This window comes from Tropicimonas sp. TH_r6, assembly GCF_033101155.1.
Classification (GTDB): domain Bacteria; phylum Pseudomonadota; class Alphaproteobacteria; order Rhodobacterales; family Rhodobacteraceae; genus Tropicimonas.
In genome coordinates this window covers 244,244-269,194 of record NZ_JAWMPX010000001.1, presented here as the reverse complement: position 1 = coordinate 269,194, position 24,951 = coordinate 244,244, and the positions used below count along the sequence as shown (strand labels likewise).

Here is a 24,951-nt window from a genome sequence, read left to right as displayed (position 1 = left end):
ATGGGAACTGTTTCCTTTCTGCGGGAAAACGCGGCCTGGCTTGCCGCGGGCTTCCTGCTGACCCTGTCCTCGAGCTATGGCCAGACCTTTTTTATCTCGGTATTTGCCGGAGAGATCCGCGCCGAGTTCGGCCTCAGCCATGGCGGTTGGGGTGCGATCTATGCGCTCGGAACGCTTGGCTCGGCGCTGACCATGCTCTGGGCGGGCACATTGGCCGACCGGTTCCGGGTCCGCGACCTGGCGATGATCGTGCTGCCTTGTCTTGCGGTGGCCTGCCTGGCGATGGCGGCGGTTCCCGGCGTCTGGGCACTGCCTGTGGTCATCTTCGCGCTGCGGCTGATGGGGCAGGGGATGACGATACATATCGCGGTTGTCGCGATGGCGCGGTGGTTCGTGGCTACCCGTGGCAAGGCGCTCTCGGTGGCGCGGCTGGGCGTGACGCTCGGAGAATCTCTGATGCCCATCCTCTTCGTAGCGTTGCTGACGATCTTCGGCTGGCGGTCACTCTGGGTTCTGGCGGCCGGGATGGCGCTGATTGTGTTGCCGGCTGTGCTTGTCTTGTTGCGACAGGAGCGGGTGCCCTCGGCGGATGCGGAGGCCAACTCATCGCTCGGCATGGACGCGCGGCATTGGACGCGCGGGGAAATGCTGAAAAACTGGCTCTTCTGGGCCATGTTCCCGCTGATCCTCGGCCCGCCAACCTTCATCACTGTGTTGTTCTTTCACCAGGTCCACCTGGCGGAGATCAAGGAGGTGGCACATCTCTCCTTTGTGGCGCTCTTCCCGCTCTACACCGCCTTTTCGGTCGGGATGATGCTGATCGCAGGCGCGGCGCTCGACCGGATCGGCACGGCCCGGATACTTCCTCTCATGCCGCTGCCCATCGCCATCGGGTTTCTCTGTCTTGGCTATGCTGACGGCATTGCCGAGTTGGCGATCGGCATGGTGCTGATCGGCACGACCTCGGGCGCCCAATTCACCGTGATCGGCGCCTTCTGGGCGGAGTTTTACGGCACGCGAAATCTCGGGGCGATCAAGGCGGTTGCGACCGCGATCATGGTCTTCGGCTCCGCCTTCGGGCCCGCGTTGACCGGAGCGCTGATCGATTTCGGCTTGGGGCTGGATCGGCAATTGGTGATGATCGGTGTCTTTTTCCTGGTCACGACCGCGATCACGTTCTTCGCCTTGCGGCGGGCGGCGAAACACCTACCGGCGACGGGAGAGGTAAACGTAATAGGCGCCTGAGCCCCCATGGCTGATATGCGCGTCCGTCACCTGCAAGACCAATGCGCCAAGCGGTGCAAGCCGGAGCCAATGCGGCACTTGATTTCGCAGAACACCGCGCGGGGTCGGGATCGGACCATCATCGTCGCGAAACTTGCCCTTTCCCTGACCCTTGCCGGTGACCACGAGAGCAAGGCGGCAACCATCGGCATGGGCGGCGATGATGAACCGCGAGAGGGCCGAATGTGCCGTGGAAAGGGTCATACCGTGCAGGTCGATCTTGCGTTCGGGCCGCAGCTTGCCCTTCTTCATCTTGCCAAAGGTCTTGCGATCCATCCGGACGGGCTGGGCGGCGAGACGCTGCTCCAACGTGCTGGCGAGATCGTGTCCCTTGGACGTGTCGTAGCGCGCGGCCTGTCCGAGCCGGAATGCGGGAAGCGATGCCAGTGCCGGCTGGCTGCGTGGTCCCTCGGGTTTGACGTTATTGACTTCCAACTCGGGTGCTGGCTTGCGGCTGGCGGGATGCATGCGATTGGTGGAGCGGGCGACCTGGTTCCAAAGCGCCTGGTCATCCTCGGAGAGGCGCCTCTTGCGGGTCATTGTTATTCCTCGTCCACCATGGCGAAGGCGCGCTGAATGGGCATGAGTACGATCATGCGGCCGGGATCACGGATCTTGCCCGCATCGAGACCAGCCGTCGATCCAGAACCGAAGAAGATATCCGCCCGCTGTGCGCCCTTGATCGCGGAGCCGGTATCCTGAGCGATCATCAACCTGTGAATGGGATCCGCGCCATCCTTCTCGATCCAGACCGGAGCGCCAAGCGGGGTATATGCAGGATCGACGGCAACTGTCCGACCGGCGGTAACGGGGCGGTTCATCGCACCGATGGGGCCTTCTTTCGGATCGTTTCCTTTCACCTTGCGGAAAAAGACATAGGACGGGTTGTGGCGCAGCAGCGCCAACCCGTCGATCGGGTTGCGGCGAACCCAGTTCTTGATGACCTGAGCGGAGACCTGATGCGCCTCGTAGATACCCCGGCGGATCATTTCCTGACCGATCGAGCGGTAGTCATGCCCGTTATGGCCACCATAGCCGACGCGAAGCACCTGTCCGCTCGGCAGCGTTATGCGCCCGGAGCCCTGAATCTGTAGAAAGAAGAGATCCACCGGGTCTTCAACCCAGGCAATCTCGAGACCACGTCCTTCGAGCAACCCCTGTTCCTCGATCTGCGCGCGCGAGGCCCAGGGCTGGCCCGGTGGCACATCCTCGGGCCGGGCATAGAGCGGAAACCGGTAGCGCGGAGTGCGAGAGAGCGAGCCGCGCAGTTCCGGCTCGAAATAGCCAGTGAAGAGCGCAGGCTCCTCGCCCTGGATCAGAACCGGACGGAAGAAGAGCTCGAAGAAACTACGCCCGCCGCCTTTTTCGCGCGCGACGCGGCAAAGGCCGCGCCATTCCGGGTCTTTCGGGATGTCGCAGGTCTTGAGAAATGCCTTGAGAGCGGCGGAATGGTCATCCGCCGCCCAACCATCAAGCTGATCGAAAGAAAGCAACTGCAGGTCCGCCTCGGCGACGGCCGGGCTTGCGGCTGCCAAAAGAGCCGCGAGCAGAGTCGCGCGGCCCGTCTTGGTCATTCGCCCGTGGCCACCAGCTGCCAGTTCGGATCTCCGGCACCCATGCGGCGCGCGAAGGTCCAGACATCCCGCTGGCGCTTGATCTCGGTTTCGGAGCCCTCGAGCACCTCTCCCTCGGCATTGCGCACAACCGACGTCAGTTCACCGACGAAACGGACCGTTACCTCGCCCATCTCCGTGGCCGGCTCGAACTCGGCCCGGACGAGAGAAAGCTCGCGCAGACCGATGAAATTGGCATCCACCGAGAGGCCCTGCTCTTCACGATGCTGGAGAACCTGGGAAAAAGCCTCGTGCACATCGGGATTGAGGAACCGGGCGACCTGATCGATATCGCCATGCTCGAAGGCCATCAGGATCATTTCGTAGGCGCCGCGCGCTCCTTGCAGGAATTCGCCGACATTGAACTCGGGCTCGGCCCGCTTCATCTGGGCCAGCGCTTCAGCGGTCGGGCTGCCTTCTTCGGCGTGATCGGTGATGTCGTGGTCGACGCCGCCCTCGATGACTTCGAAGTCGGGTCGACCGCCACGACGGTCCTCCGGGCTCTCATCAACCGGAAGAGGCGGCTTTTCAAAGCCTTCGCGGGTTCCGAGGACGGACCGGAGCCGCAGGATCAGGAAAATAGCGATCCCGGCCAAAACCAGGAGCTGGATCACGGCAGCACTCATTGAAATCCTCTTCTTTCGCCTATGGGTTGGTATCGGGCCCTCACCGCACTTATGTAAGCGAGCAGGAAAGACAAGTCCACAAACACACGCTCCTCCGGAGGAGACTCATGCTTCTGCTTCTGCTCTTCATCGCGGTTCCGCTGATCGAGATTGCCCTGTTCATCCAGCTTGGCTCCGTGCTGGGGCTCGCTTGGACATTGCTTATCGTCGTTCTGACGGCTCTTATCGGCACCTGGCTGGTGCGGCAGCAAGGGCTCGCTGTGCTGGGGAAAGTGCAAAGCTCGATGAACGAGCTGAACGATCCAACGGAACCGCTCGCGCATGGTGCAATGATCCTGTTTTCCGGTGCGCTGCTGCTGACGCCGGGCTTCTTCACCGACACGGTCGGTTTCCTGCTGCTGGTGCCGAAGGTGCGCGAGGCGGTGTTTCGCTGGATCCGGTCGCGAATGGTGGTTCAGAGCTCGGCGGGCTTTCACAGCACCCAGTTCCGAACGGGGCCGCATCCGGGGCAAAAAACCGGTCCGCGCGACGTGATTGACGGGGAATTCACGGAAATTCCCGAAGAACCGCGCCGGACGAAAGGTCCTTCGGGCTGGACTCAGGATTGAGGCGACCGGCGTGGTCTGATAAGGCCGCAGCAAACCTGTGGAACAATCATTTCTGGAGACGAAAATGTCCGATCAACCCAGTGACACCGGCGCGGCCCCTGACGGCGCGGCGCAACAGCCGCCGGCGCAGCCGAAAATGCAGGTGCTCGGTCAGTATATCCGGGACATGTCCTTCGAAAACATCGTCGCTCAAAAGGGCGTGAACGGCGAGGTCTCGCCCGATGTTCAGGTTCAGGTCAATCTTGATGCCAAGAAGCGCAGCGTCGAGAACCAGTTCGAGGTCGTCTGCAAGTTCAAGGTCGAAAGCCGCAACAAGAGCGAGGACAAGTCGCCGCTCTTCCTGCTGGAACTGGAATATGGTGGCATCTTCCTGATCGAGAACGTGGCCGAAGAACAGCTGCACCCCTTCCTGCTGATCGAATGCCCGCGGATGCTCTTCCCGTTTGTGCGTCGCATCGTGTCTGACGTGACCCGCGATGGCGGATTCCCGCCGCTCAACCTCGACAATGTCGATTTCGTCGCGCTGTACCGCCAGGAGCTGATCCGGCGGGCGCAGGCAGAGCAAGCCGCCAAGGCAAAGCCGGACGCCTAAGCCCTGCACAACCGGGGTCGCTGGAAGCGGCGCCCCCGATCAGGCTTCGAAAGTTTTCCAGAGCGCGTCGTCCCCGAGGCTTTCGATGAGCTTCGCGTGGGCGGCGCGCTCTTCTTCTGTCAAACGCGCGGGCAGGGCGGTCGATCGTGGCTTCGGACGCCAGGCTGTGCCGGTTGTCCTGTTCGCCTGCGCATTGGTGGCGAGGGCGAAATCCGGCTGACGACCACCGATGAGCTCAAGATAGACATCGGCCAGGATCTCGGAGTCGAGCAGGGCGCCGTGCAGGGTCCGTGACGAGTTGTCGATATTGAAGCGACGGCAAAGACCGTCGAGTGTGTTGTTGGACCCGGCAAAGCGTTTCCGCGCCATTTCCAGCGTGTCGAGCGCCTGTTTCAGCGGGAGTTGCGGAAAGCCGGCCCAATCCAGCTCCGCATTGAGGAACTTCATGTCGAATGGCGCGTTGTGGATCACGAGCACGGCGTCACCCACGAAACCGACAAAATCCTGCGCGATGACCTCGAACAGCGGCTTGTCGGAGAGGAACTGCTCTGACAGGCCGTGAACGTTGAAAGCTTCGATTGGCATGTCGCGGCGCGGATTTATATATTGGTGGTAGGTGCGACCGGTGGGAACGTGGTTTTCCAGTTCCACCCCACCGATCTCGACGATCCGATGGCCATCGAACGGGTCGAGACCGGTTGTCTCCGTATCCATCACGATTTCACGCATGTATCTGCCTCAATTCTTCTACGAGGGATTGGACTTGGTTTCGGGCACCAGTGAGGGTCGATGTGTCGACAATCACGTCAGCGCGAGCGCGTTTTTCAGCGTCGGGCATCTGCTTGGCAAGGATTTTCTGGAATTGTTCCGCCGTCATGCCCGGGCGCGCGAGAACACGACGACGCTGCTCTGTCGCCGGCACGGAGACGACGATGGTCAGATCCATCTGATCTGCGGTGCCCATTTCGAAAAGGAGCGGGATATCAAGGAGTAGGATCGGCGCGGTGCTCGTTGCGATGAAGGTCGCACGATCCTGAGCAACAAGAGGGTGCACCAGAGCTTCGATCCTGTGCAGCGCGGTCTCATCTTCGGCAATCCAGGCCTTGAGCGCATGACGGCTGACAGAACCATCCAAGATGGCCTCGGGGCGCAACGACCGGATCGGCTCTACGGCTGCCCCGCCCGGTGCATAAAGACGATGGACCGCTGCATCGGCATCCCAGACGGGAATACCCTCGTCGGCAAACATCGCTGCGGTGGTCGATTTGCCCATTCCGATGGAACCGGTAAGGCCAATCAGAAAGGGGGCGGTCATCGATCAAGCACCGCCCTTCGCAGGTCCTCATTCACTTCAGGACGCAGGCCGAACCAGCGCTCGAAGCCCGGCGCAGCCTGGTGCAGCAACATGCCGAGACCATCAACGGTGCGGCAACCGCGGGCAGCCGCGTCTTCGAGGAACGGTGTTCGCAACGGCGCATAGACGAGGTCGTTGACCACCGCCTCCGGCTCGATTGCATCGAGTGGTACCTTGAAGTCCGGCTTGCCGATCATGCCAAGCGAGGTCGTATTGACGACGGTCGCGGCGCCGGCAAGCATCGAGCCCGCATGGACCCAGTCATGGACCGAGATCTTGGGACCGAATTCGGAGCGAAGCGCCTCAGCGCGGCCGCGTGTCCGATTGGTGAGACGAATCTCCGGAGTCCCGGCATCCAGCAAGGCCGTGACGATGGCGCGAGACGCACCGCCAGCTCCAAAAACGGCGGCCGGGCCAGACTGGGCATTCCAGCCAGGCGCATTCTGACGAAGGTTGGCAAGGAAGCCGTGGCCATCGGTATTATCAGCGTGAATTCGGCCATCCTCGTTGAAAATCAACGTGTTGGCAGCACCGATGAGAGCAGCTCGGTCGGTGACGAGATTGGCCAGGGAAAGCGCGGCTTCCTTGTGTGGGATGGTGACGTTGACACCAACAAAACCCATGCGGGGAAGGGCTTGAAGAATGTTCGCAAGATCCTCCGGGGCGACTTCCATGGGAATATAGTGTCCGGAAATGCCGTAACTCTTCAACCAGTGGCCGTGCAGCCGCGGCGAAAGTGAATGTCCAATCGGCGCACCAATAACGCCGGCGAGCGGAATCCGTTTGGTCATGTTTCGATCACTCCCCTGAGTGCAAGATGATCCAAGAGCGGCAATAACGGAAGCCCGAGAACGGAAAAGTAGTCCCCTTCAATCCGGGTGAAGAGGCGGCTGCCCTCCGCTTCGAGTTGATACGCGCCGACGCAGTGGCGTATCTCGGACCAGTTTCGGGCAACATAATCTTCGACATAGGCCTTCGAAAGGGATCGCATCGTCAGCCGAACCGTCGCAACATGCCGCCAGATCACCTGTTCAGCTTCGATCAGGATTGCGGCTGAATGAAGGAAATGGGTCTGGCCGGACATGGAGAGGATTTGTTGAACCGCGTCGTCTTCCGAGTTTGGCTTGGCGAGCGCGTGATTTTCGAATTCAAGGATCTGATCGCACCCGAGGACCAACGCGTCCGGTTGACGGGTGGCGATCTTGAAGGCTTTTGACTCGGCGAGGTGGTCGGCCATGTCGCGCGGCGAAACTCCTTCGGCCTCCATGGCGCGGCGCAGGCTGTCCTCATCAATACGAGCCCGGGCGGTCTCGAAACCAAGACCCGCATTGCGCAAGAGCTGCGCCCGGATTTCGGAAGCTGACGCGAGGACCAGGTTCGGCATGTGGACATCCTCGTGGAAAAGCTTGGGGGTTTGATCGGGAACCCTTGTGGCCCGATGGGGACAGAAATGCCAGTCCCTGGCTCCGACCCGGATCTCGGCCCGTTCCAGTCTGTTCGATCCACGTGGAGAAGTCGAGCAAGCTGTATTGGGATAGTTAGCTCACACAAGGTCTGGTCGAAATGTATCCACGGGATAGTCCACTGTTAAAAAATATCTAAATCATTGAATTTATTTGTAAAAATACTGAAAAGCGACGCCGGTGGATGTCTCAGGATATCCCTGTCGAAGGTGTGTGAAAGACGGTGGAAGACTCGATAATCCACAAATGCACAGGCCCTACAACAACAACATCTTTTCTTTCTTACTTATTTATATTTAGGTGGCTCGGCTTGGTCCAAGGGGAGATATGCAATGATCGGTGACTGGCTTGCCAATGGCTATCTCTGGATAAAGGCCCTGCATGTGATCTCCGTGATTGCCTGGATGGCCGGTCTGTTCTACTTGCCGCGCCTCTATGTCCATCATACCGAGAAGACAGAAGCCGGGACAGAGATGGATACCGTCTTCCAGATGATGGAGAGGAAGCTGCTGAAGCTGATCATGAACCCTTCCATGATCGCGAGCTGGCTGTTTGGACTGCTGCTGGTCCTCACACCCGGGATCGTGGATTGGTCAGCCGTCTGGCCCTACACCAAGGGTCTGTCTATCCTGGCGATGACTTGGTTCCATATGTGGCTCGCGGCGCATCGACATGATTTTGTAAAAGGCGAGTTCAAGCTGTCGGGTCGGACTTACAGGATGATGAACGAGCTTCCGACAGTCTTGATGATCGTGATCGTCATCTCTGTCATTGTCCGGTTCTGACCACTTATTGGCTAAGTTGAACAGGGCAGGAATTGACTCCCGGCTCGAAACTTCCTAGATCGACCAGCAATGGCAGTCCTGCCAGGTCCCTCCATTCAAGACGACATCGCGACCGGATTTTCCGGAGCAGGATATATTTACATGGCTGACACCTCCCTTACGCTTTCCGAACTCAAGGCAAAGACCCCCAAAGATCTTCTTGCCGTGGCGGAGGAACTGGAGATCGACAACGCATCCACGATGCGGAAGGGCGACATGATGTTCGCCATTCTGAAGGAGCGTGCCGAGGATGGTTGGGAAATCTCGGGAGACGGTGTCCTCGAAGTCATGCAGGACGGGTTTGGCTTCCTGCGGTCGCCTGAGGCCAATTACCTGCCAGGTCCCGATGACATCTATGTCTCCCCGGATATGATCCGGCAACACGCTCTGCGGACGGGAGATACCGTTGATGGCGTGATCCAGGCACCGCGTGAGAATGAACGCTATTTCGGGATGACGAAAGTCACCCAGATCAACTTCGAGGAACCCGAGAAAGCGCGCCACAAGGTCAATTTCGACAACCTGACGCCGCTCTACCCCGATGAGCGGTTGAACATGGAGATCGACGATCCCACGATCCGGGATCGTTCGGCGAGGATCATCGATCTCGTCGCACCGATCGGCAAAGGGCAACGTTGTCTGATCGTGGCACCGCCTCGGACCGGTAAGACCGTCTTGCTGCAGAACATTGCGCATTCGATCGAACGAAACCATCCGGAATGCTATCTCATCGTTCTCCTGATCGATGAACGCCCGGAAGAAGTCACCGACATGCAGCGCAGTGTTAAGGGTGAGGTCATTTCCTCGACCTTTGATGAGCCGGCGACTCGCCATGTCGCTGTCTCGGAAATGGTGATCGAGAAGGCAAAGCGTCTGATAGAACACAAACGAGATGTTGTTATTCTTCTGGATTCGATCACTAGACTTGGTAGGGCTTTCAATACCGTCGTCCCGTCTTCCGGCAAGGTTCTGACCGGTGGTGTCGATGCGAATGCGTTGCAACGACCGAAGCGCTTCTTTGGTGCGGCGCGGAACATCGAAGAAGGCGGTTCTTTGACTATCATTGCAACCGCGCTGATCGACACTGGCAGCCGGATGGACGAGGTTATCTTTGAAGAATTCAAGGGTACGGGTAACTCCGAGATCGTTCTTGACCGCAAGGTTGCAGACAAGCGGGTCTTCCCGGCAATGGATATCCTGAAGTCCGGCACCCGGAAGGAAGACCTTCTGGTGAACAAGATTGATCTTCAGAAGACCTTTGTTCTACGTCGGATCCTGAATCCGATGGGGACAACAGACGCAATCGAGTTCCTGATTTCGAAACTGAAGCAAACAAAGACAAACGCAGAGTTCTTCGACTCGATGAACACCTGACCGGTTAGTTTTCGGAGAGAGAGATGGATACAATCTATGCTCTGGCCACGGCGCCTGGCCGTGCCGGCGTGGCAATTGTTCGTGTCTCAGGGACGGAAGCGAGGAATGTCTGTCGGTCTTTGGCCGGGGACGTTCCGGATCCGCGGATGGCATCCTTGCGGCGACTTCGGCATCAGGGCGATGTTATCGACGAGGCTCTGACTCTGTTCTTTCCAAAGGGCGCCAGTTTTACCGGGGAAGATGTTGTTGAGTTTCAGACCCATGGCAGCCCGGCTGTTATTTCGCGTATTTCACGGGTGCTCTCTGGTCTGGATCGCGTGCGTGCGGCTGAACCCGGTGAATTCACGCGGCGTGCCCTGGAGAACGGGCGCCTTAACCTGGCAGAAGTGGAGGGCTTGGCGGATCTGATCGACGCTGAAACGGAAGCTCAACGCGTCCAGGCTTTCAGAACATTTGACGGTGACCTTGGTCGGCAGGTTGAAACCTGGAGACGGGATCTCATTCGGGCGGCCGCGCTCGTTGAAGCCAGCATTGATTTTGCCGACGAAGAAGTTCCGGAAGATGTTGTGCCTGAGGTCACGAGTATTCTTCAGTCACTGGTCGCGTCTTTCCGCTCCGAGGTGAACGGAGTGGGTGTTGCGGAGCGGATTCGATCGGGTTTTGAAGTGGCTATTGTCGGTCCGCCAAATGTTGGAAAATCAACGCTTTTGAACAGGTTAGCGGGTCGAGAGGCCGCGATTATCTCTGAATTTGCTGGCACAACGCGTGATGTGATTGAAGTTCGCATGGATGTGAGCGGTATGCCTGTGACTTTTCTTGATACAGCGGGCGTTCGAGAAACGGACGATGCTATCGAGGCTCTGGGTGTTGAGCGCGCACTGGAGAGAGCTAGAGCGGCCGATATTCGTGTTGTGTTAGGATCTGTCAGTGACGAGCTGAGCCTTCAGCCAGATGATATTGTTCTGGTCCCGAAGTCTGATCAGACACCAGATTTGAGTGGGATGGGAATCTCGGGACTGACTGGTGATGGCGTTTCACCCTTGATGGAACATATTTCACGCATTTTGTCCGGGCGGGTAGCTGAAACAGGCGTCGCCACAAGAATTCGCCACAAAGAGGCCCTTACGGAGTCAGTTGATGCTTTGGAGATGGCATTGTGGAGTCTATCCTCGGACGATATTGAACTTGAACTCAGTGCCGAGTCGATACGCATCGCCACACGGAAGGTGGATTCTTTGGTCGGACGGATTGGTGTTGAAGATCTTTTGGGAGAGATCTTCAGTAGTTTTTGCATCGGCAAGTAAGGATTGTTTCACGTGAAACACGATTTTGATGTTGTCGTTGTGGGCGGAGGACACGCCGGCTGCGAGGCAGCTGCGGCGGCCGCCCGTATGGGTGTCAAGACAGCACTGGTCACTCTGAAAGAGAGTGACCTAGGTGTGATGTCGTGCAACCCGGCCATAGGTGGCTTGGGTAAAGGACATCTTGTTCGGGAGATTGACGCGCTTGATGGATTGATGGCCCGCATCGCCGATCGAGCGGGTATTCAATTTCGTTTGCTGAACCGCAAAAAGGGCCCAGCTGTCCAAGGCCCGCGCGCGCAGGCTGATCGCATGATCTATCGGACAGCGATGCGTGAAGAGATCGCGAAGATCGAAGGACTTCAGTTATTGCCGGGTGAAGTCTCAGGACTGATCCAGGCTGACCAGTCTGTTTCTGGTATCAGACTTGCCGATGGATCAGAAATACATGCCCGCGCTGTTGTTCTTACAACAGGAACGTTCTTGAACGGCATTATTCACATCGGGGACGAACAGTCTTCAGGTGGCAGGATCGGCGACAAAAACTCAACTCTCCTTGCAGAGCAATTACGCGCTTTAGGATTGTATACTGGGCGTTTGAAAACGGGGACGCCGCCGCGTCTGGATGGCCGAACGATCAATTGGGAGGTTTTGGAAGCGCAACCAGGCGACCCGCGTCCCACGATGTTCTCGTTTCTGTCCGATGCGCCAACTGCGCGACAGATCTCCTGCGGGATCACGCACACAAACACGCAAACACATGAAATAATTGGTAAAAACCTATCGAGATCGGCCATGTATGGCGGACATATCGAGGGAGTGGGGCCGAGGTATTGCCCATCCATCGAGGATAAGGTTGTCCGTTTCGCGGAAAAGCAGTCTCATCAGATTTTCCTCGAGCCAGAGGGATTGGATAGCCACACGGTCTATCCAAACGGAATTTCAACGTCGCTTCCACGCGAGGTTCAGGAGGACTACGTTCATTCCATTAGAGGATTGGAAAACAGCGCTATCCTTCAACCCGGCTACGCGATTGAATATGACTATGTGGATCCGCGCAGCCTGGACAACACACTGGCGACAAAGTCTTTGCCCGGTTTGTATCTGGCGGGGCAGGTCAATGGTACGACCGGGTATGAAGAGGCCGCCGCGCAGGGAATGGTCGCTGGGCTGAATGCCGCTGCTTATGTATCAGGGAGAGAGCCCGTTGGGTTTTCCCGTCACTCCAGCTATATCGGCGTCATGGTGGACGATCTTACGACGCAGGGTGTGAGTGAACCCTATCGGATGTTTACGTCGCGTGCTGAATACCGACTTTCCCTACGTGCTGACAATGCGGATCAAAGACTGACGCCTCTCGCAATGGAACTTGGGATTGTATCCAAGCGGCGAGAAGACGCCTTCATACGGAAGCAGAAAGCGCTTGATGGTTTGAAGTCTGCGATGCAAAGCGTTCGGGTGTCGTCGAGGAGGCTTTGCGAAGCGGGTGTCAAAGTGAATCCGGATGGGCCACAACGGACATTGCTTGATGCATTGGCTTTGCCCGGAGCCACGGGTTCTAACCTTTCCGAGTTTATGTCGGGCTTTGACGTCCACGATCCCGGCGTTCTTGAGCAGGTCTCTCGGGACGCGCTCTATCGACATTACATTGATCGCCAGCAGAAAGATGTTGAGGCGTTGAATCGTGATGAAACGTGGAAGATCCCGAACGGTTTTGCCTATTCGGCCTTGGCGGGGCTTTCAAACGAACTCCGGAGCAAACTCGAACGGGTCCGGCCGAGCACATTGGCGCAAGCCGGGCGAATTGACGGAATGACTCCCGCGGCGCTTTCCTTGATCCTCGCGCACCTCAGGCGACAAGAGCGTCGAAATGCTTGATGGCGATGGATTGGAGAAAGTGCTCGGAGAGACTGTTTCACGTGAAACAGTGGATATGCTGGAGACCCATCTCGCCCTCCTCGAGAAGTGGAATCCCGCGATAAACCTGGTTTCGTCCGGCAGTCTAAAGGATGGATGGAGCCGCCATACCATTGATTCAGCTCAAGTTTTCGTACCAGGACGCAATCGTGCCGGTCTATGGGTCGATTTTGGTTCGGGTGGAGGATTCCCGGGTTTGGTCGCCGCCATTCTGGCCACTGAACTTGCACCAGATCTACGTTTTGTGCTGGTCGAAAGTGACAAGCGAAAATCTGCGTTCCTCTTGAATGCGGTAAATACCCTCAAACTGAATGTCACGATTCTCGCCGAGAGAGTAGAGGCGCTTCCGTGTCAGTCGGCGCAAGTCATTTCCGCGAGAGCGGTATCGGAGCTTGGTCAGCTATTGAACTATGCAGAACCTCACTTGGCCGAGGATGGAATTTGCATTTTTCCAAAGGGAGAACGGTATGAGCAGGAAATTTCAAGAGCGGAGAAACACTGGCGCTTCAAGCTCGCGCAAAGGCAAAGTATAACCGATCCGAAAGCCGTTATTCTTGTTCTTGGAGATATCCAGCGTGTCTGATGGGACCAGCCCGCGTGCCGCGAAAATCATCGTGATCGCGAACCAGAAAGGCGGTGTTGGGAAAACAACCACCGCGATAAATCTTGGGGCCGCTCTCGCCGAGATTGGCCAGAAAACCCTGATTGTAGACTTGGATCCCCAAGGAAATGCTTCAACCGGCCTGGGGATTGCGCTCTCAGATCGAACTGTGACGACATATGATCTCCTCCTGGAAGACGCATCGCTCGAGAACGTCTACCAGAAGACCCACCGCGAAGAGTTGTTCGTGGCGCCTTCAACAACCGATTTGAGTTCGGCCGATATCGAGCTTGTTTCGAATGAACGCCGGAGTTTTCTGCTCCATGATGCTCTGAGACGGCCTGAAGTCACCAAGTTGGGCTTCGACCACATACTCATTGACTGTCCGCCATCTTTGAATCTGTTGACGATAAACGCAATGGTTGCGGCCCATTCGTTATTGGTTCCATTGCAGAGCGAGTTTTTCGCCTTGGAAGGGTTGTCCCAGCTCATGTTGACCCTGCGCGAAGTGAGACAAAGCGCGAATCCGTCTCTTCGAATAGAAGGTGTTGTTCTCACCATGTTCGACGCGCGGAACAACCTTTCGCTTCAGGTCGAACAGGACGCACGGGAAGCTTTGGGCGAGCTTGTGTTCAATACGCGAATTCCCAGAAACGTTCGAATAAGCGAAGCGCCGAGTTTCGCGCAGACGGTTCTCGAGTATGATACCCGGTCAAAGGGCAGCGCTGCGTACAGGGCGTTGGCGGAAGAAATGATCGCACGCAGCGTTCGTGCTTCAGACTGAGAAGGTTCCAATGGAAAAGAAGAACAAGAAATCTCGCGGCCTGGGGCGGGGTCTTTCCGCGCTGATGGCAGACGTCTCGGTGGAGCCGCAGACTGCCGGTGGAGATCACGTCGGATCAGTAGAACGATTTGTTCCCATTGAACTAATTGAAGCTAACCCCGATCAGCCGAGGAAGAGCTTCGCGGCCGGGGCGCTTCAGGAACTCGCAGAGTCGATTCGCGAAAAGGGTGTTCTTCAGCCACTGATTGTGCGGCGGAGCCCCCGCGATTCTGAAGGGTTCGAAATCGTTGCGGGCGAGCGGCGTTGGCGTGCCGCTCAGATGGCGCAACTTCATGAACTTCCTGTGCTGGTAAGGGAACTTGGCGATACGGAAGTTCTTGAAATTGCGATTATTGAGAATATCCAGCGAGCTGACCTCAATGCGATTGAAGAAGCGCAAGGTTATAGGCAACTTATCGATCGTTTTGGTCATACGCAGGAGCAACTTGCACAGGCGCTTAGCAAGAGCCGTAGCCATATTGCAAATATCATGCGCCTTCTACAGCTTCCGGACGATGTCCAGGGATTGCTACGAGAAGGCAAACTGTCCGCTGGTCATGCCCGTGCGCTGATAACTTCGGATAGACCCTCAGAGCTGGCACGAGAGGTCGTCGCTCGTGGTTTGTCCGTGCGTGAGACAGAGGCTCTTGTCAAACGCAACGCGGAGCAGAAGGAGGCACCGAACAACCAGCGCAAGCGGGCACCTGAAAAGGATGCCGATACACGGGCTCTTGAGTCGGACCTTTCCGCGAATCTAAGAATGAAAGTGTCGATCGATCATCTCGATGTCGATGGGACGGGCAACCTTACGATCCGTTACAAGTCTCTCGATCAACTCGACGCCTTGTGCCAGCTTCTGTCGGTCAGCCCGTTGGACGAGACCATATAAAGACCAGTACTGCGGTTAGAACGACAGCCTGGAGGAGCAGAATAGCCGCGGAGAGTTGGGCCAAGAGAGAAAGCCCGAAGACGCCACCGATCGAGAGGGTTGCGAGCCGCTTGCCGCCCATTGAAATGGCACCTTTTACTCTCCAATCGGCGATGCTTGGCCCGAACACGGCATGCTCCACCAGCCAATCGTGTAACCGGTCGGACGACCGTGAAAAACAGAAGGCTGCCAACAAGATAAAGGGGACGGTCGGAAGGAGAGGCAACACAACTCCAATGAGGCCAAGCAGAAGCGAGACACCGCCCAAGGTGGCCCAAAATACCTTCATTTCGATCCCAGAATTAGCTCGCGTAGAACGGCATTCAGGATGTTTCGTCCGCGCACGGTGGTCCTGACACGTTCTCCATCTTGATTGAGCATTCCGGCTTGCACCATTTCTTGAATTCGTTCCGGCATTCCCGGATCGGCTCCCATGTTCATCAAACGGCCAAGCGAGATCCCATGCCGATGCCGCAATCCCATCATGAGATATTCTTCTGCTCGCTCCTGTCCACCCAACGGACGGGATTCCCAGAAGGGCAGAGACTGGCTCTCTGCTCCGGCCAACCAGACAGAGGGGTCGGATGCCGATACGCACGCGTTTCGGATACCCTCAAAGGTTAGTCGGCCATGGGCGCCGGGTCCTATACCTAGGTAGTCTCCACCGGACCAATACAATATATTGTGTCTGCTTTCAGCCCCTGGGCGCGCGAAATTCGAAATCTCGTAGAGATCGAGTCCATGGGAAGCGCAGGTTTCGACCGTCAGATCATACATGTCGCCTGCGAGGTCCTCATCCGGAAGTCCAGCCAAGCCGCCAGCAGCATGACGTTGTCCGAATGCCGTCCCTGGCTCGATCGTCAGTTGGTAAAGGGACAAGTGATCGATTGCCATATCCAAGGCCCGTTGCAGCTCACTCCGCCATGCCGCAAGAGATTGATCCTGGCGTGCGTAGATCAGGTCAAACGACACCCGCTCGAAGACCTGTCGCGCAACCTCGAACGCTTTCTGCGCGTCCTGAGTAGAATGCAGTCGCCCGAGCCGTCGCAGATCCTCATCGAGCAAGGATTGCACACCAAGAGACAACCGGTTGACGCCGGCCTCTCGATACCCTTCGAAACGACCAATCTCCACAGATGTCGGGTTGGCTTCCAGCGTGACTTCCAGATCGTTGGAGACAGCCCAGCACTGACGGACTTCGTCCAGCACGGCGCGAACCGTTTGGGGCGCCATCAAACTGGGAGTTCCCCCTCCGAAATAGATGGAATCGAGTTTTCGTCCCTGAAGTAGCTCAGCTGAAGCACGGATCTGGCGTCGATACGCCTCGGCCCACCGCGCCTGATCGATAGAAGCAGCCACATGGGAGTTGAAGTCGCAATAGGGGCATTTCGATTGGCAGAATGGCCAGTGCAGATAGAGGCCAAACCCGGCGTTCTGCCAATCAGCTATCGGCAAAACAACCTGCTACAAGTTTGGCAAAGGCATCGGCCCGATGACTCATCGAATGCTTCCGTACCGGATCCATCTCACCAAAGGTCTCCGTCTCGCCGACCGGTTGAAACATCGGATCAAAGCCGAATCCATGTTCACCGCGGAGCGGCCAGACGAGGCGGCCTTCGACCCGACCGTCAAAGATTTCATCATGCCCGTCCGGCCAGGCGAGACACAGCACGCAGTGAAAGCGCGCAACACGAGGCTCTTGCGCCGAACGCTCTTCGCATTTGTCCCAAACCGTCGTCATCGCCATCTTGAAATCGCGTCCATTGGGCGTTTCAGCCCAATCCGCAGTATAGACCCCGGGCGCGCCACCCAAAGCGTCAACACTCAAGCCGCTGTCGTCGGACAAGGCCGGCAAACCGCTTGCCTTCGCCGCCGCATGCGCCTTGATCCGAGCGTTGCCGATGAAGGTGTCCTCGGTTTCCTCCGGTTCGGCCAGCCCCAGTTCTCCTGCGGACTGAACCGAGACGCCGAATGGCGCCAGGAGATCACCGATCTCGCGCACCTTGCCAGCGTTGTGAGAGGCGATCACGAGGTCATTGCCGTCAAACCGACGCATCTCAGCCCTCCACAGCCGCTTTTTGCGCCGCAACCAGCTCGGCAACACCGCTTTCGGCGAGGTCCATCAGCGTGGAAAGCTCCTCACGTCCGAAGGTTGCGCCCTCCGCCGAGGCCTGGACTTCAATCAGACGACCGCGTCCGGTCATGACGAAATTCGCATCCGTCCCGGCCTCGCTATCCTCCGGATAGTCCAGATCCACCACCGGTTGCCCGGCATAGACCCCGCAGGATACCGCCGCCACGTGATCGATGATCGGATCGCTGATCACATCGCCGGCCTTCAGAAGCTTGTTCACGGCGAGACGCAGCGCGACCCATCCGCCGGTGATCGATGCACAGCGTGTTCCGCCATCAGCCTGGATCACATCGCAATCCACAACAATCTGCCGCTCGCCGAGAGCGACCCGGTCGATGCCGGCCCGAAGCGCCCGCCCGATCAGTCGCTGAATTTCCTGCGTCCGCCCGGATTGCCCACGCTTCGCTTCCCGGTTCATCCGGCTATGCGTCGCGCGCGGCAGCATCCCGTATTCTGCCGTGACCCATCCCAGGCCGCTGTTTTTCAGGAAAGGCGGCACCCGTTCGTCGATTGTCGCGGTGCAGAGCACATGCGTGTCGCCGCATTTGATCAGGCACGACCCTTCCGCATGCCGGGTCACCCCGGTTTCGATCGAAATCTCTCGCATCTGGTTCACTTCACGGCCGGACGGGCGCATAGGGTCTCTCCTTGTAGATTTGCCCCTCTCTTGGCGATGACGGACGTATGATGCAAGCCCGATTGACCTCAGGGGCCCAAGGCACCTAAATCAAATTCCGAGCAGGGCCAATCCGAGCACCCAGATGAACAACGCGTCCCAGATCCTCGACCAGATGAACGAACGCTCCCGCGAAGTCTTCCGTCGGGTGGTCGAAGGGTATCTGACATCCGGCGAACCGGTTGGCTCGCGTACGCTTACACGCTCGCTTTCCGAGAAGGTTTCCGCCGCCACGGTGCGAAACGTGATGCAGGACCTCGAATATCTCGGGCTGCTGGACTCGCCGCATGTATCTGCCGGCCGCGTACCGACCCAGCAAGGACTCCGCATGTTCGTCGACGGACTTCTGGAAGTGCGCGATCTCGACCAGCAGGACCGCGAACGGATCGATGCGACGCTCGGCACTCCGGAGTCCGATATTGGCGATCTCATGACCCGCGTCGGCTCTGCGCTCTCCGGAGCGACACAGGTCGCCAGCCTTGTGCTTGCCCCCAAACACGAAGCCCCGATCCGGCATATCGAGTTCGTTCAGCTTGCGGCGGACCGTGCTCTCGTCGTGCTTGTCTTCGCCGATGGCCAGGTCGAGAACCGCGTCTTCACCCCTCCACCGGGTCAGACTCCGTCTTCGTTGCGAGAAGCCGCAAATTTTCTGAACTCACTTGCAGAAGGCCGTACCCTGTCCGAACTGCGACACACCATCGGTCAGGAAATCGTGAAACGTCGCCGGGAGATCGACGTTCTCGCCCGCGATATGGTCGATAGCGGCCTTGCTACCTGGGCCGATGCCGGAGAATCCACGGAGCGCCTGATTGTCCGTGGTCGGGCGAACCTCTTGGAAGAAGGGGCTGAAGCAGCGGATCTCGACCGCATCCGAACCCTTTTCGATGATCTAGAGCGCAAGCGCGACATCGCCGACTTTCTTGAGCTCACCGAAGAGGGCGAAGGTGTGCGCATTTTTATCGGCTCTGAGAACAAGCTTTTCTCACTTTCGGGTTCCTCTCTGGTGGTTTCTCCCTATATGAACGCTGATCGAAAGATTGTGGGCGCGGTCGGTGTGATCGGCCCCACGCGACTGAATTATGGACGCATCGTGCCCATCGTGGACTACACGGCACAGCTGCTGGGCAGGATGCTATCGGACCGGAGCTAGAGGCGACGATGGCGGACAAGAAGACGGACGAAACGCTGGACGAGAAGATCGAAGAAATCTCCATCGAGGGCCTTGCCGAGGATGCCGAGGAATTCATCGGCGATCCGCTTGCGGAAGACGACGAACTGGAGACGATCCGCGCCGAGCGGGACGAGTTCCGCGACCGCTTCATGCGCGCGCTCGCCGATGCCGAGAACTCCCGCAAGCGCTCCGAGCGCGACCGGCGTGAGGCGGAGCAATATGGAGGCTCCAAGCTCTCTCGCGACATATTGCCGGTCTATGACAATCTCAAACGTGCGCTGGATGCTGCAACGGCTGAGCAGCGCGAACAGGCTGCCGCTTTGATCGAGGGCGTCGAGTTGACTCTTCGCGAGCTGCTCAATGTCTTCTCGAAGCATGGTATCACGTTGGTTCAGCCGGCAGTCGGCGAGAAGTTCGACCCGCAGATCCATCAGGCGATGTTCGAAGCGCCGGTTCCCAACACGGTTGCCGGCGACATCATCCAGGTCATGACGGAAGGATTCCTGCTGCATGACCGGCTGTTGCGTCCGGCGCAGGTCGGTGTCTCCTCGACGCCGGCGGGTTGATCGTTCAGCTTTTCTCTCGCGCGAGAGCCTTGAGGTCGTAGATCAGCGACAGGGCCTCGCGCGGCGATAGCTCATCCGGCAGAACCTCGTCCAGACGCTCGACAATAGCGCTCGGTGCTGTCTTTGCCGCGGGTGCCGGGGCGGGGGGGACGGCCGAGAACAGTGGCAGATCGTCGATCAGCGCAAGCTGCCGCTTCCCGCCCTCGCGATCCCCCTTTTCCAGTTGGTCCAGCACAACCCGCGCCCGTTCGACGACCGAAGCAGGCAACCCGGCAAGCCGAGCCACCTGGACCCCGTAGGATCGATCTGCCGCGCCGTCGCGAACCTCGTGCAGGAAGATCACTTCGCCTTCCCATTCCTTGACCGCCACGGTTGCGTTCTCAACCCCGTCCAGTTTCGTGGCCAGAGTCGTAAGTTCATGATAATGCGTGGCAAATAGCGCCCGGCAGCGATTTGTGGCATGCAGGTGCTCGAGTGTTGCCCAGGCTATGGAGAGTCCGTCATAGGTCGCCGTTCCGCGCCCGATCTCGTCGAGAATGACCAGGGAACGTTCATCCGCCTGGTTCAGAATTGTGGCCGTTTCGACCATCTCGACCATGAAGGTTGATCGCCCGCGCGCCAGGTCGTCGGAAGCGCCGACCCGGCTGAAGAGCGAGGACACAACGCCGATCATCGCCGATGAAGCCGGCACGAAACTCCCCGACTGCGCCAACAGCGCAATCAACGCGTTCTGACGTAGATAGGTCGACTTACCGGCCATGTTGGGGCCGGTGAGCAACCGCACATGCGCCGCGTCATCCGGCGCCGTCAGCAGACAATCATTGCCGACAAACGCTTTTCCTTCGCGCTTCAGAGCATGTTCGACCACGGGATGTCGCCCGCCGGACACGTCGAAATCCCGGCTTTGATCCACCGTTGGCCGGGTCCAGTTCTCTCCCCGCGCAAGATCGGCCAAACCGGACGCGACATCCAACTCCGCCAGGGCACCGGCCGCTGCACCAGTCTCGCCCGCACCCGTCAGAACCTCTGCCCGCAGCGCTTCGAACAAACGTTTCTCGATCTCCTGGACACGGTTTCCAGCGTTGAGAATGCGCGTTTCCAGTTCGGACAACTCGACGGTCGTAAACCGTACTGCGTTGGCCGTGGTTTGCCGATGGATGAACGACTCCGACAGCGGGGCAGAGAGCATCTTTTCGGCATGCGTTGCCGTTGTTTCGACAAAATACCCTAAGACATTGTTATGTTTTACTTTTAAAGAAGCTATCCCGGTTTCCGCTGCATAGCGGGCTTGAAGCGAGGCAACCACGCCGCGCCCTTCGTCGCGCAGGGTCCGGACCTCGTCCAGTTCGGCGTCATAACCGGCCGCGATGAAGCCGCCATCTCGCAGCATCAGCGGCGGCTCGGCCACAAGCGCGGCCTCGAGCCGATCAACCATCTCGTCGTGACCATTCAGCCCGGCGGTCAGCGGTGCCAGCAACTCTGATCCATTAGTCTCCGAGAGGATCGCAGCAATCTCCCCGGCCTGGGTCAGTCCGGCCCGGATCGCCGCGAGATCCCGCGGTCCACCGCGTTCCAGAGACAGGCGTGACAGCGCCCGGTCGATGTCCGGCACCTTGCGGAGAGCTGCTCGCAACGTGTCGGCAGTGGATATTCCGTCAACAAAAAATGATACGACATCAAGTCGTTCAAGGATTTTGTCGATATTGCAGGAAGGGCTGGAAATCCGCCGTGCCAGCAGACGCCCGCCTGCCGCGGTCACCGTCCGGTCGATAGCGGCGAGCAGGGATCCTTCACGCCCGCCCGACAGGCTGGCGGTCAGTTCGAGATTGCGACGTGTGGCAGCGTCGATCTGCATCACGTCGCCACCAAGATCCCGTTGCGGCGGCCGCAGAAGCGGCAGCTTTCCCTTCTGTGTCAGTTCCAGATAGGCGGTGATCGCTCCAAGCGCTGCAATCTCGGCCCGTTCGAACGAGCCGTAGACCTTCAGTTCCGAAACCCCGAATATCCGACACAGCCGCTGCTCGGCGCCCGAACTGTCAAAGCTGGACCGGGCGACTGGTGTCAGCGCCGCGCCGGATTCCTCAACAAGCTCGCGAAGTGCCGATTCCTCGCTTTCGGAGACCAGCACTTCACGCGGGGCCAGCCGCGCCAGTTCCGGACCGAGCCGAACGAGCGGGCAGGGGCCGACACGCAACTCCCCGGTCGAGATATCCACTGTCGCCAGCGCTGCGGCGTCCCGGATTCGCGCGATTCCACAGAGGAAGTTGTTCCGCCGCGCGTCGAGCAGGCTGTCTTCCGTCAGGGTTCCGGGTGTGACCAACCGAACCACTTCGCGCCGAACCACAGCTTTGTAGCCGCGTTTCTTCGCCTCCGCCGGATCTTCCATCTGTTCGCAGACGGCAACGCGAAACCCCTTGCGGATCAGAGTCAGCAGGTAGCCCTCGGCCGCATGGACCGGCACGCCACACATCGGAATGTCCTCGCCGGCATGCTTGCCCCGCTTGGTCAGCGCAATATCGAGCGCGGCGGAGGCGGCCACGGCGTCATCGAAGAACATCTCGTAGAAATCGCCCATCCGATAGAAGAGCAGCGCCTCGGGATGGCCTGCCTTGATCTCCAGATATTGCGCCATCATCGGCGTGACGGTCACGGGCATTCCCCCAATCCAGTGTCGCGTTCGGCGCAGACTATGCGAGGCAAGCCCGGCTTTGAAGCCGCCTTCCCAAGCTATCCACAGCTTCCTGTATCGCGCCGCGTCAATCGGCGGTTTCGTATTCCCCGGAAAGAAGGGATATTCGTGTTCCGGAATGAAAAGATCCCTAGGGAGGGCGGTCCTCATGGCCAAGAAACAAATCACATCCGACGAGGCGCTTCTCTATCATCTGGAGCCAACGCCGGGAAAGTTCGAGGTTGTCGCCACCAAGCCGATGACCACGCAGAGAGACCTGTCACTCGCGTATTCTCCCGGCGTTGCCGTCCCGGTCGAGGCGATCGCCGAAAACCCGGCAACCGCCTATGACTACACGGCAAAAGGCAACACAGTCGCGGTGATTTCCAACGGCACGGCGATCCTCGGGCTCGGGAATCTCGGCGCGCTGGCGTCCAAACCGGTCATGGAAGGCAAGGCGGTGCTCTTCAAGCGCTTCGCCGATATCAACTCCATCGATATCGAGCTGGATACCGAAGATCCGGATGAGTTCATCAATGCGGTGAAGCTCATGGGTCCGGCTTTCGGCGGCATCAACCTTGAAGACATCAAGGCGCCGGAATGCTTTATCATCGAGCAGCAGCTCAAGGAAAAGATGGACATCCCCGTCTTCCATGACGATCAGCACGGCACGGCCGTTATCTGTGCGGCGGGTCTGATCAATGCGCTGCAGATCACCGGCAAGAAGATTGAAGATTGCAAGATCGTGCTCAACGGCGCGGGCGCAGCCGGTATCGCCTGTATCGAGCTCGTGAAGCATATGGGCGCCAAGCATGACAATTGCATCGTCTGCGATACCAAGGGCGTGATCTTCCAGGGCCGCAAGAAGGGCATGAACCAGTGGAAATCGGCCCATGCGGCGAAGACCCCTGACCGGACGCTGGAAGATGCGATGAAGGGCGCCGATGTCTTCCTTGGTGTCTCCGCCAAGGGTGCGCTGACACCGGATATGGTCGCCTCGATGAATGATGATCCGATCATCTTCGCCATGGCAAACCCTGATCCCGAGATCACGCCGGAAGAGGCCTACGAGGTTCGCGCCGATGCTATCGTTGCCACCGGGCGTTCGGATTATCCCAATCAGGTCAATAACGTGCTGGGTTTCCCGTATCTCTTCCGCGGGGCGCTGGACATCCAGGCCCGGGCAATCAACGAGGAGATGAAGATCGCCTGCGCCCAGGCATTGGCCGAACTCGCGCGGGAGGATGTGCCCGACGAGGTGGCCATGGCTTATGGTCGCAAGCTGAGCTTCGGCCGGGAATACATCATCCCGACTCCTTTCGACCCGCGTCTGATCTATACGATCCCACCGGCCGTTGCCCGCGCTGGGATTGAGACCGGCGTTGCCCGGCGCCCGATCGTTGACATGGATGGCTACGAGCAGACGCTCCGCGCGCGGATGGACCCGACCGCGACCATCCTCTCCTCGATCTCCGCACGCGCCAAGGCGGCCCAGGCCCGGATGATCTTTGCCGAGGGCGACGATCCGAAGGTATTGCGCGCGGCCGTTGCCTATCAACGGCAGGGTTTCGGAAAGGCGCTGGTCGTCGGTCGCGAAAAGAATGTGAAAAAGAAGCTTGAAGAAGCCGGGATGGGCGAGGCCTATCGTGAACTGACCGTGGTCAACGCGGCCAATTCCCGTCATCTCGAAGCCTATACCGCCTTCCTCTACAAGAAGTTGCAGCGCAAGGGTTTCGATACCTCCGATATCTACCGCATGGCGGCGCGCGACCGCCATGTCTTCTCGGCTCTGATGCTTGCCCATGGTCATGGCGACGGCCTGGTGACGGGTGTGACCCGCAAGGCCGCGCATGTTCTGCACCAGATGAACCGCGTCTTCCCGGCTTCGGCCGAGGATGGCGCCGTGGGCGTCACGGCGGTCCTTCACAAGGGCCGCATCGTTCTTGTTGCGGACACGCTGGTGCATGAATGGCCGGACGAGGAAGATCTTGGTGATATCGCCATCGCTGCTGCGAAGGTGGCGCGTGGTCTCGGGTTGGAGCCTCGCGTTGCCTTTGCCAGTTTCTCGACCTTCGGCTACCCGGTCTCCGAGCGCGCCCACAAGATGCATATCGCGCCGAGCGTACTCGACAAGCGTGGCGTCGATTTCGAGTATGACGGCGAAATGACAGTCGATGTGGCATTGAACCGAGAGCAGATGGCGCTTTACCCGTTCTGCCGGCTCTCCGGACCGGCGAATATCCTCGTCATGCCGGCGCGGCACTCGGCCTCCATCTCTGTGAAGCTCCTGTCGGAAATGGCGGGCGCGACCGTGATCGGTCCAATCCTGTCCGGCGTCGGAGCCCAGATCCAGATCTGCCACACGGGCGCGACGGTGAATGACATCCTTCACATGGCCTCGATTGCGGCCTGCAAGATCGGATAGCGA

At 58.7% G+C, this 24,951-nt stretch carries 25 protein-coding genes; 13 read left to right on the top strand and 12 right to left on the bottom strand.

Features of this window, described 5'->3' with window-relative positions:
* Positions 1 to 1,245, top strand: a complete 1,245-nt coding sequence (locus R3X27_RS01200) for an MFS transporter (protein ID WP_317706982.1) — start codon at positions 1 to 3, stop codon at positions 1,243 to 1,245.
* Here R3X27_RS01200 and R3X27_RS01195 read toward each other — a convergent pair.
* Genes R3X27_RS01195 through R3X27_RS01185 form a run of 3 tightly spaced genes read right to left on the bottom strand, consistent with a single transcriptional unit; the run spans position 1,207 to position 3,523 of the window.
* A complete protein-coding gene (locus tag R3X27_RS01195; RefSeq protein WP_317706981.1) occupies positions 1,207 to 1,824 on the bottom strand; it encodes a Smr/MutS family protein in 618 nt (205 codons plus the stop codon). The genes R3X27_RS01200 and R3X27_RS01195 overlap by 39 nt on opposite strands.
* Positions 1,825 to 1,826: 2 nt before the next feature.
* Positions 1,827 to 2,858, bottom strand: coding sequence for a murein transglycosylase A (locus R3X27_RS01190; RefSeq protein WP_317706980.1), 1,032 nt, complete (start codon positions 2,856 to 2,858; stop codon positions 1,827 to 1,829).
* Positions 2,855 to 3,523 (bottom strand): Tim44/TimA family putative adaptor protein, encoded by a 669-nt coding sequence (locus R3X27_RS01185; RefSeq protein ID WP_317706979.1) that lies wholly within the window; start codon positions 3,521 to 3,523, stop codon positions 2,855 to 2,857. Before R3X27_RS01185 ends, R3X27_RS01190 begins: the two co-directional genes overlap by 4 nt.
* Before the next feature lie 107 nt (positions 3,524 to 3,630).
* On the opposite strand from R3X27_RS01185, the gene R3X27_RS01180 reads away from it, so the two are divergent.
* Positions 3,631 to 4,131, top strand: a complete 501-nt coding sequence (locus R3X27_RS01180) for an FxsA family protein (RefSeq protein WP_317706978.1) — start codon at positions 3,631 to 3,633, stop codon at positions 4,129 to 4,131.
* Between the two features lie 64 nt (positions 4,132 to 4,195).
* Positions 4,196 to 4,723, top strand: coding sequence for a protein-export chaperone SecB (secB, locus tag R3X27_RS01175; protein ID WP_317706977.1), 528 nt, complete (start codon positions 4,196 to 4,198; stop codon positions 4,721 to 4,723).
* A gap of 39 nt (positions 4,724 to 4,762) precedes the next feature.
* Here the strand turns inward: secB and dnaQ are convergent, their stop codons facing one another.
* The 4 genes from dnaQ to R3X27_RS01155 are packed head-to-tail and all read right to left on the bottom strand — an operon-like array spanning position 4,763 to position 7,461.
* Positions 4,763 to 5,452 carry a DNA polymerase III subunit epsilon gene (dnaQ, locus tag R3X27_RS01170; RefSeq protein WP_317706976.1) on the bottom strand — a complete coding sequence of 230 codons (690 nt, stop codon included), beginning with the start codon at positions 5,450 to 5,452 and terminating at the stop codon, positions 4,763 to 4,765.
* The gene (coaE, locus tag R3X27_RS01165) at positions 5,445 to 6,038 is read right to left on the bottom strand and encodes a dephospho-CoA kinase (protein ID WP_317706975.1); all 594 of its coding nucleotides are present in this window, start codon (positions 6,036 to 6,038) and stop codon (positions 5,445 to 5,447) included. The genes dnaQ and coaE overlap by 8 nt, the downstream gene beginning before the upstream one ends.
* Positions 6,035 to 6,868, bottom strand: a complete 834-nt coding sequence (locus R3X27_RS01160) for a shikimate dehydrogenase (RefSeq protein WP_317706974.1) — start codon at positions 6,866 to 6,868, stop codon at positions 6,035 to 6,037. The genes coaE and R3X27_RS01160 overlap by 4 nt, the downstream gene beginning before the upstream one ends.
* The gene (locus tag R3X27_RS01155; RefSeq protein ID WP_317706973.1) at positions 6,865 to 7,461 is read right to left on the bottom strand and encodes a Maf family protein; all 597 of its coding nucleotides are present in this window, start codon (positions 7,459 to 7,461) and stop codon (positions 6,865 to 6,867) included. Before R3X27_RS01155 ends, R3X27_RS01160 begins: the two co-directional genes overlap by 4 nt.
* A gap of 411 nt (positions 7,462 to 7,872) precedes the next feature.
* Between R3X27_RS01155 and hemJ the strand changes: the two genes are divergently transcribed.
* The 7 genes from hemJ (at position 7,873) to R3X27_RS01120 (ending at position 15,269) form a co-directional block, all read left to right on the top strand.
* Entirely contained in the window at positions 7,873 to 8,325 is a 453-nt protein-coding gene (gene hemJ, locus R3X27_RS01150) for a protoporphyrinogen oxidase HemJ (RefSeq protein WP_317706972.1), read from the top strand.
* A 141-nt stretch (positions 8,326 to 8,466) separates the two neighbouring features.
* On the top strand, positions 8,467 to 9,738 hold the full coding sequence (gene rho, locus R3X27_RS01145) for a transcription termination factor Rho (protein WP_317707174.1): 1,272 nt from the start codon (positions 8,467 to 8,469) through the stop codon (positions 9,736 to 9,738).
* Positions 9,739 to 9,761: 23 nt separating this feature from the next.
* Positions 9,762 to 11,042, top strand: coding sequence for a tRNA uridine-5-carboxymethylaminomethyl(34) synthesis GTPase MnmE (gene mnmE, locus R3X27_RS01140; RefSeq protein WP_317706971.1), 1,281 nt, complete (start codon positions 9,762 to 9,764; stop codon positions 11,040 to 11,042).
* A gap of 3 nt (positions 11,043 to 11,045) precedes the next feature.
* Positions 11,046 to 12,917, top strand: a complete 1,872-nt coding sequence (gene mnmG / locus R3X27_RS01135) for a tRNA uridine-5-carboxymethylaminomethyl(34) synthesis enzyme MnmG (protein WP_317706970.1) — start codon at positions 11,046 to 11,048, stop codon at positions 12,915 to 12,917.
* Positions 12,910 to 13,539, top strand: coding sequence for a 16S rRNA (guanine(527)-N(7))-methyltransferase RsmG (gene rsmG, locus R3X27_RS01130; protein WP_317706969.1), 630 nt, complete (start codon positions 12,910 to 12,912; stop codon positions 13,537 to 13,539). The genes mnmG and rsmG overlap by 8 nt, the downstream gene beginning before the upstream one ends.
* Positions 13,532 to 14,341 (top strand): AAA family ATPase, encoded by an 810-nt coding sequence (locus tag R3X27_RS01125; protein WP_317706968.1) that lies wholly within the window; start codon positions 13,532 to 13,534, stop codon positions 14,339 to 14,341. Before rsmG ends, R3X27_RS01125 begins: the two co-directional genes overlap by 8 nt.
* A gap of 10 nt (positions 14,342 to 14,351) precedes the next feature.
* Positions 14,352 to 15,269: a ParB/RepB/Spo0J family partition protein gene (locus R3X27_RS01120; RefSeq protein ID WP_317706967.1), complete on the top strand. Its 918-nt coding sequence runs from the start codon at positions 14,352 to 14,354 to the stop codon at positions 15,267 to 15,269.
* Here R3X27_RS01120 and R3X27_RS01115 read toward each other — a convergent pair.
* From R3X27_RS01115 to rph, 4 genes are read right to left on the bottom strand one after another with little or no spacing between them, the layout of a single operon-like run.
* On the bottom strand, positions 15,244 to 15,597 hold the full coding sequence (locus R3X27_RS01115) for a YbaN family protein (protein ID WP_317706966.1): 354 nt from the start codon (positions 15,595 to 15,597) through the stop codon (positions 15,244 to 15,246). The genes R3X27_RS01120 and R3X27_RS01115 overlap by 26 nt on opposite strands.
* A complete protein-coding gene (gene hemW, locus R3X27_RS01110; RefSeq protein WP_317707173.1) occupies positions 15,594 to 16,757 on the bottom strand; it encodes a radical SAM family heme chaperone HemW in 1,164 nt (387 codons plus the stop codon). The genes R3X27_RS01115 and hemW overlap by 4 nt, the downstream gene beginning before the upstream one ends.
* Entirely contained in the window at positions 16,750 to 17,364 is a 615-nt protein-coding gene (gene rdgB / locus R3X27_RS01105) for an RdgB/HAM1 family non-canonical purine NTP pyrophosphatase (protein WP_317706965.1), read from the bottom strand. The genes hemW and rdgB overlap by 8 nt, the downstream gene beginning before the upstream one ends.
* A 1-nt stretch (position 17,365) precedes the next feature.
* Positions 17,366 to 18,079: a ribonuclease PH gene (rph, locus tag R3X27_RS01100; RefSeq protein ID WP_317706964.1), complete on the bottom strand. Its 714-nt coding sequence runs from the start codon at positions 18,077 to 18,079 to the stop codon at positions 17,366 to 17,368.
* Between the two features lie 124 nt (positions 18,080 to 18,203).
* Here rph and hrcA point away from each other — a divergent pair, with 124 nt between their 5' ends.
* Positions 18,204 to 19,268: a heat-inducible transcriptional repressor HrcA gene (gene hrcA / locus R3X27_RS01095; protein WP_317706963.1), complete on the top strand. Its 1,065-nt coding sequence runs from the start codon at positions 18,204 to 18,206 to the stop codon at positions 19,266 to 19,268.
* A gap of 8 nt (positions 19,269 to 19,276) precedes the next feature.
* On the top strand, positions 19,277 to 19,855 hold the full coding sequence (locus R3X27_RS01090; RefSeq protein WP_317706962.1) for a nucleotide exchange factor GrpE: 579 nt from the start codon (positions 19,277 to 19,279) through the stop codon (positions 19,853 to 19,855).
* Positions 19,856 to 19,859: 4 nt separating this feature from the next.
* On the opposite strand, the gene mutS is transcribed toward R3X27_RS01090, so the two are convergent.
* Positions 19,860 to 22,511 carry a DNA mismatch repair protein MutS gene (gene mutS / locus R3X27_RS01085; protein WP_317706961.1) on the bottom strand — a complete coding sequence of 884 codons (2,652 nt, stop codon included), beginning with the start codon at positions 22,509 to 22,511 and terminating at the stop codon, positions 19,860 to 19,862.
* Positions 22,512 to 22,692: 181 nt separating this feature from the next.
* Between mutS and R3X27_RS01080 the strand changes: the two genes are divergently transcribed.
* Entirely contained in the window at positions 22,693 to 24,948 is a 2,256-nt protein-coding gene (locus R3X27_RS01080; protein WP_317706960.1) for an NADP-dependent malic enzyme, read from the top strand.
* The last annotated feature ends 3 nt before the right edge of the window (positions 24,949 to 24,951 follow it).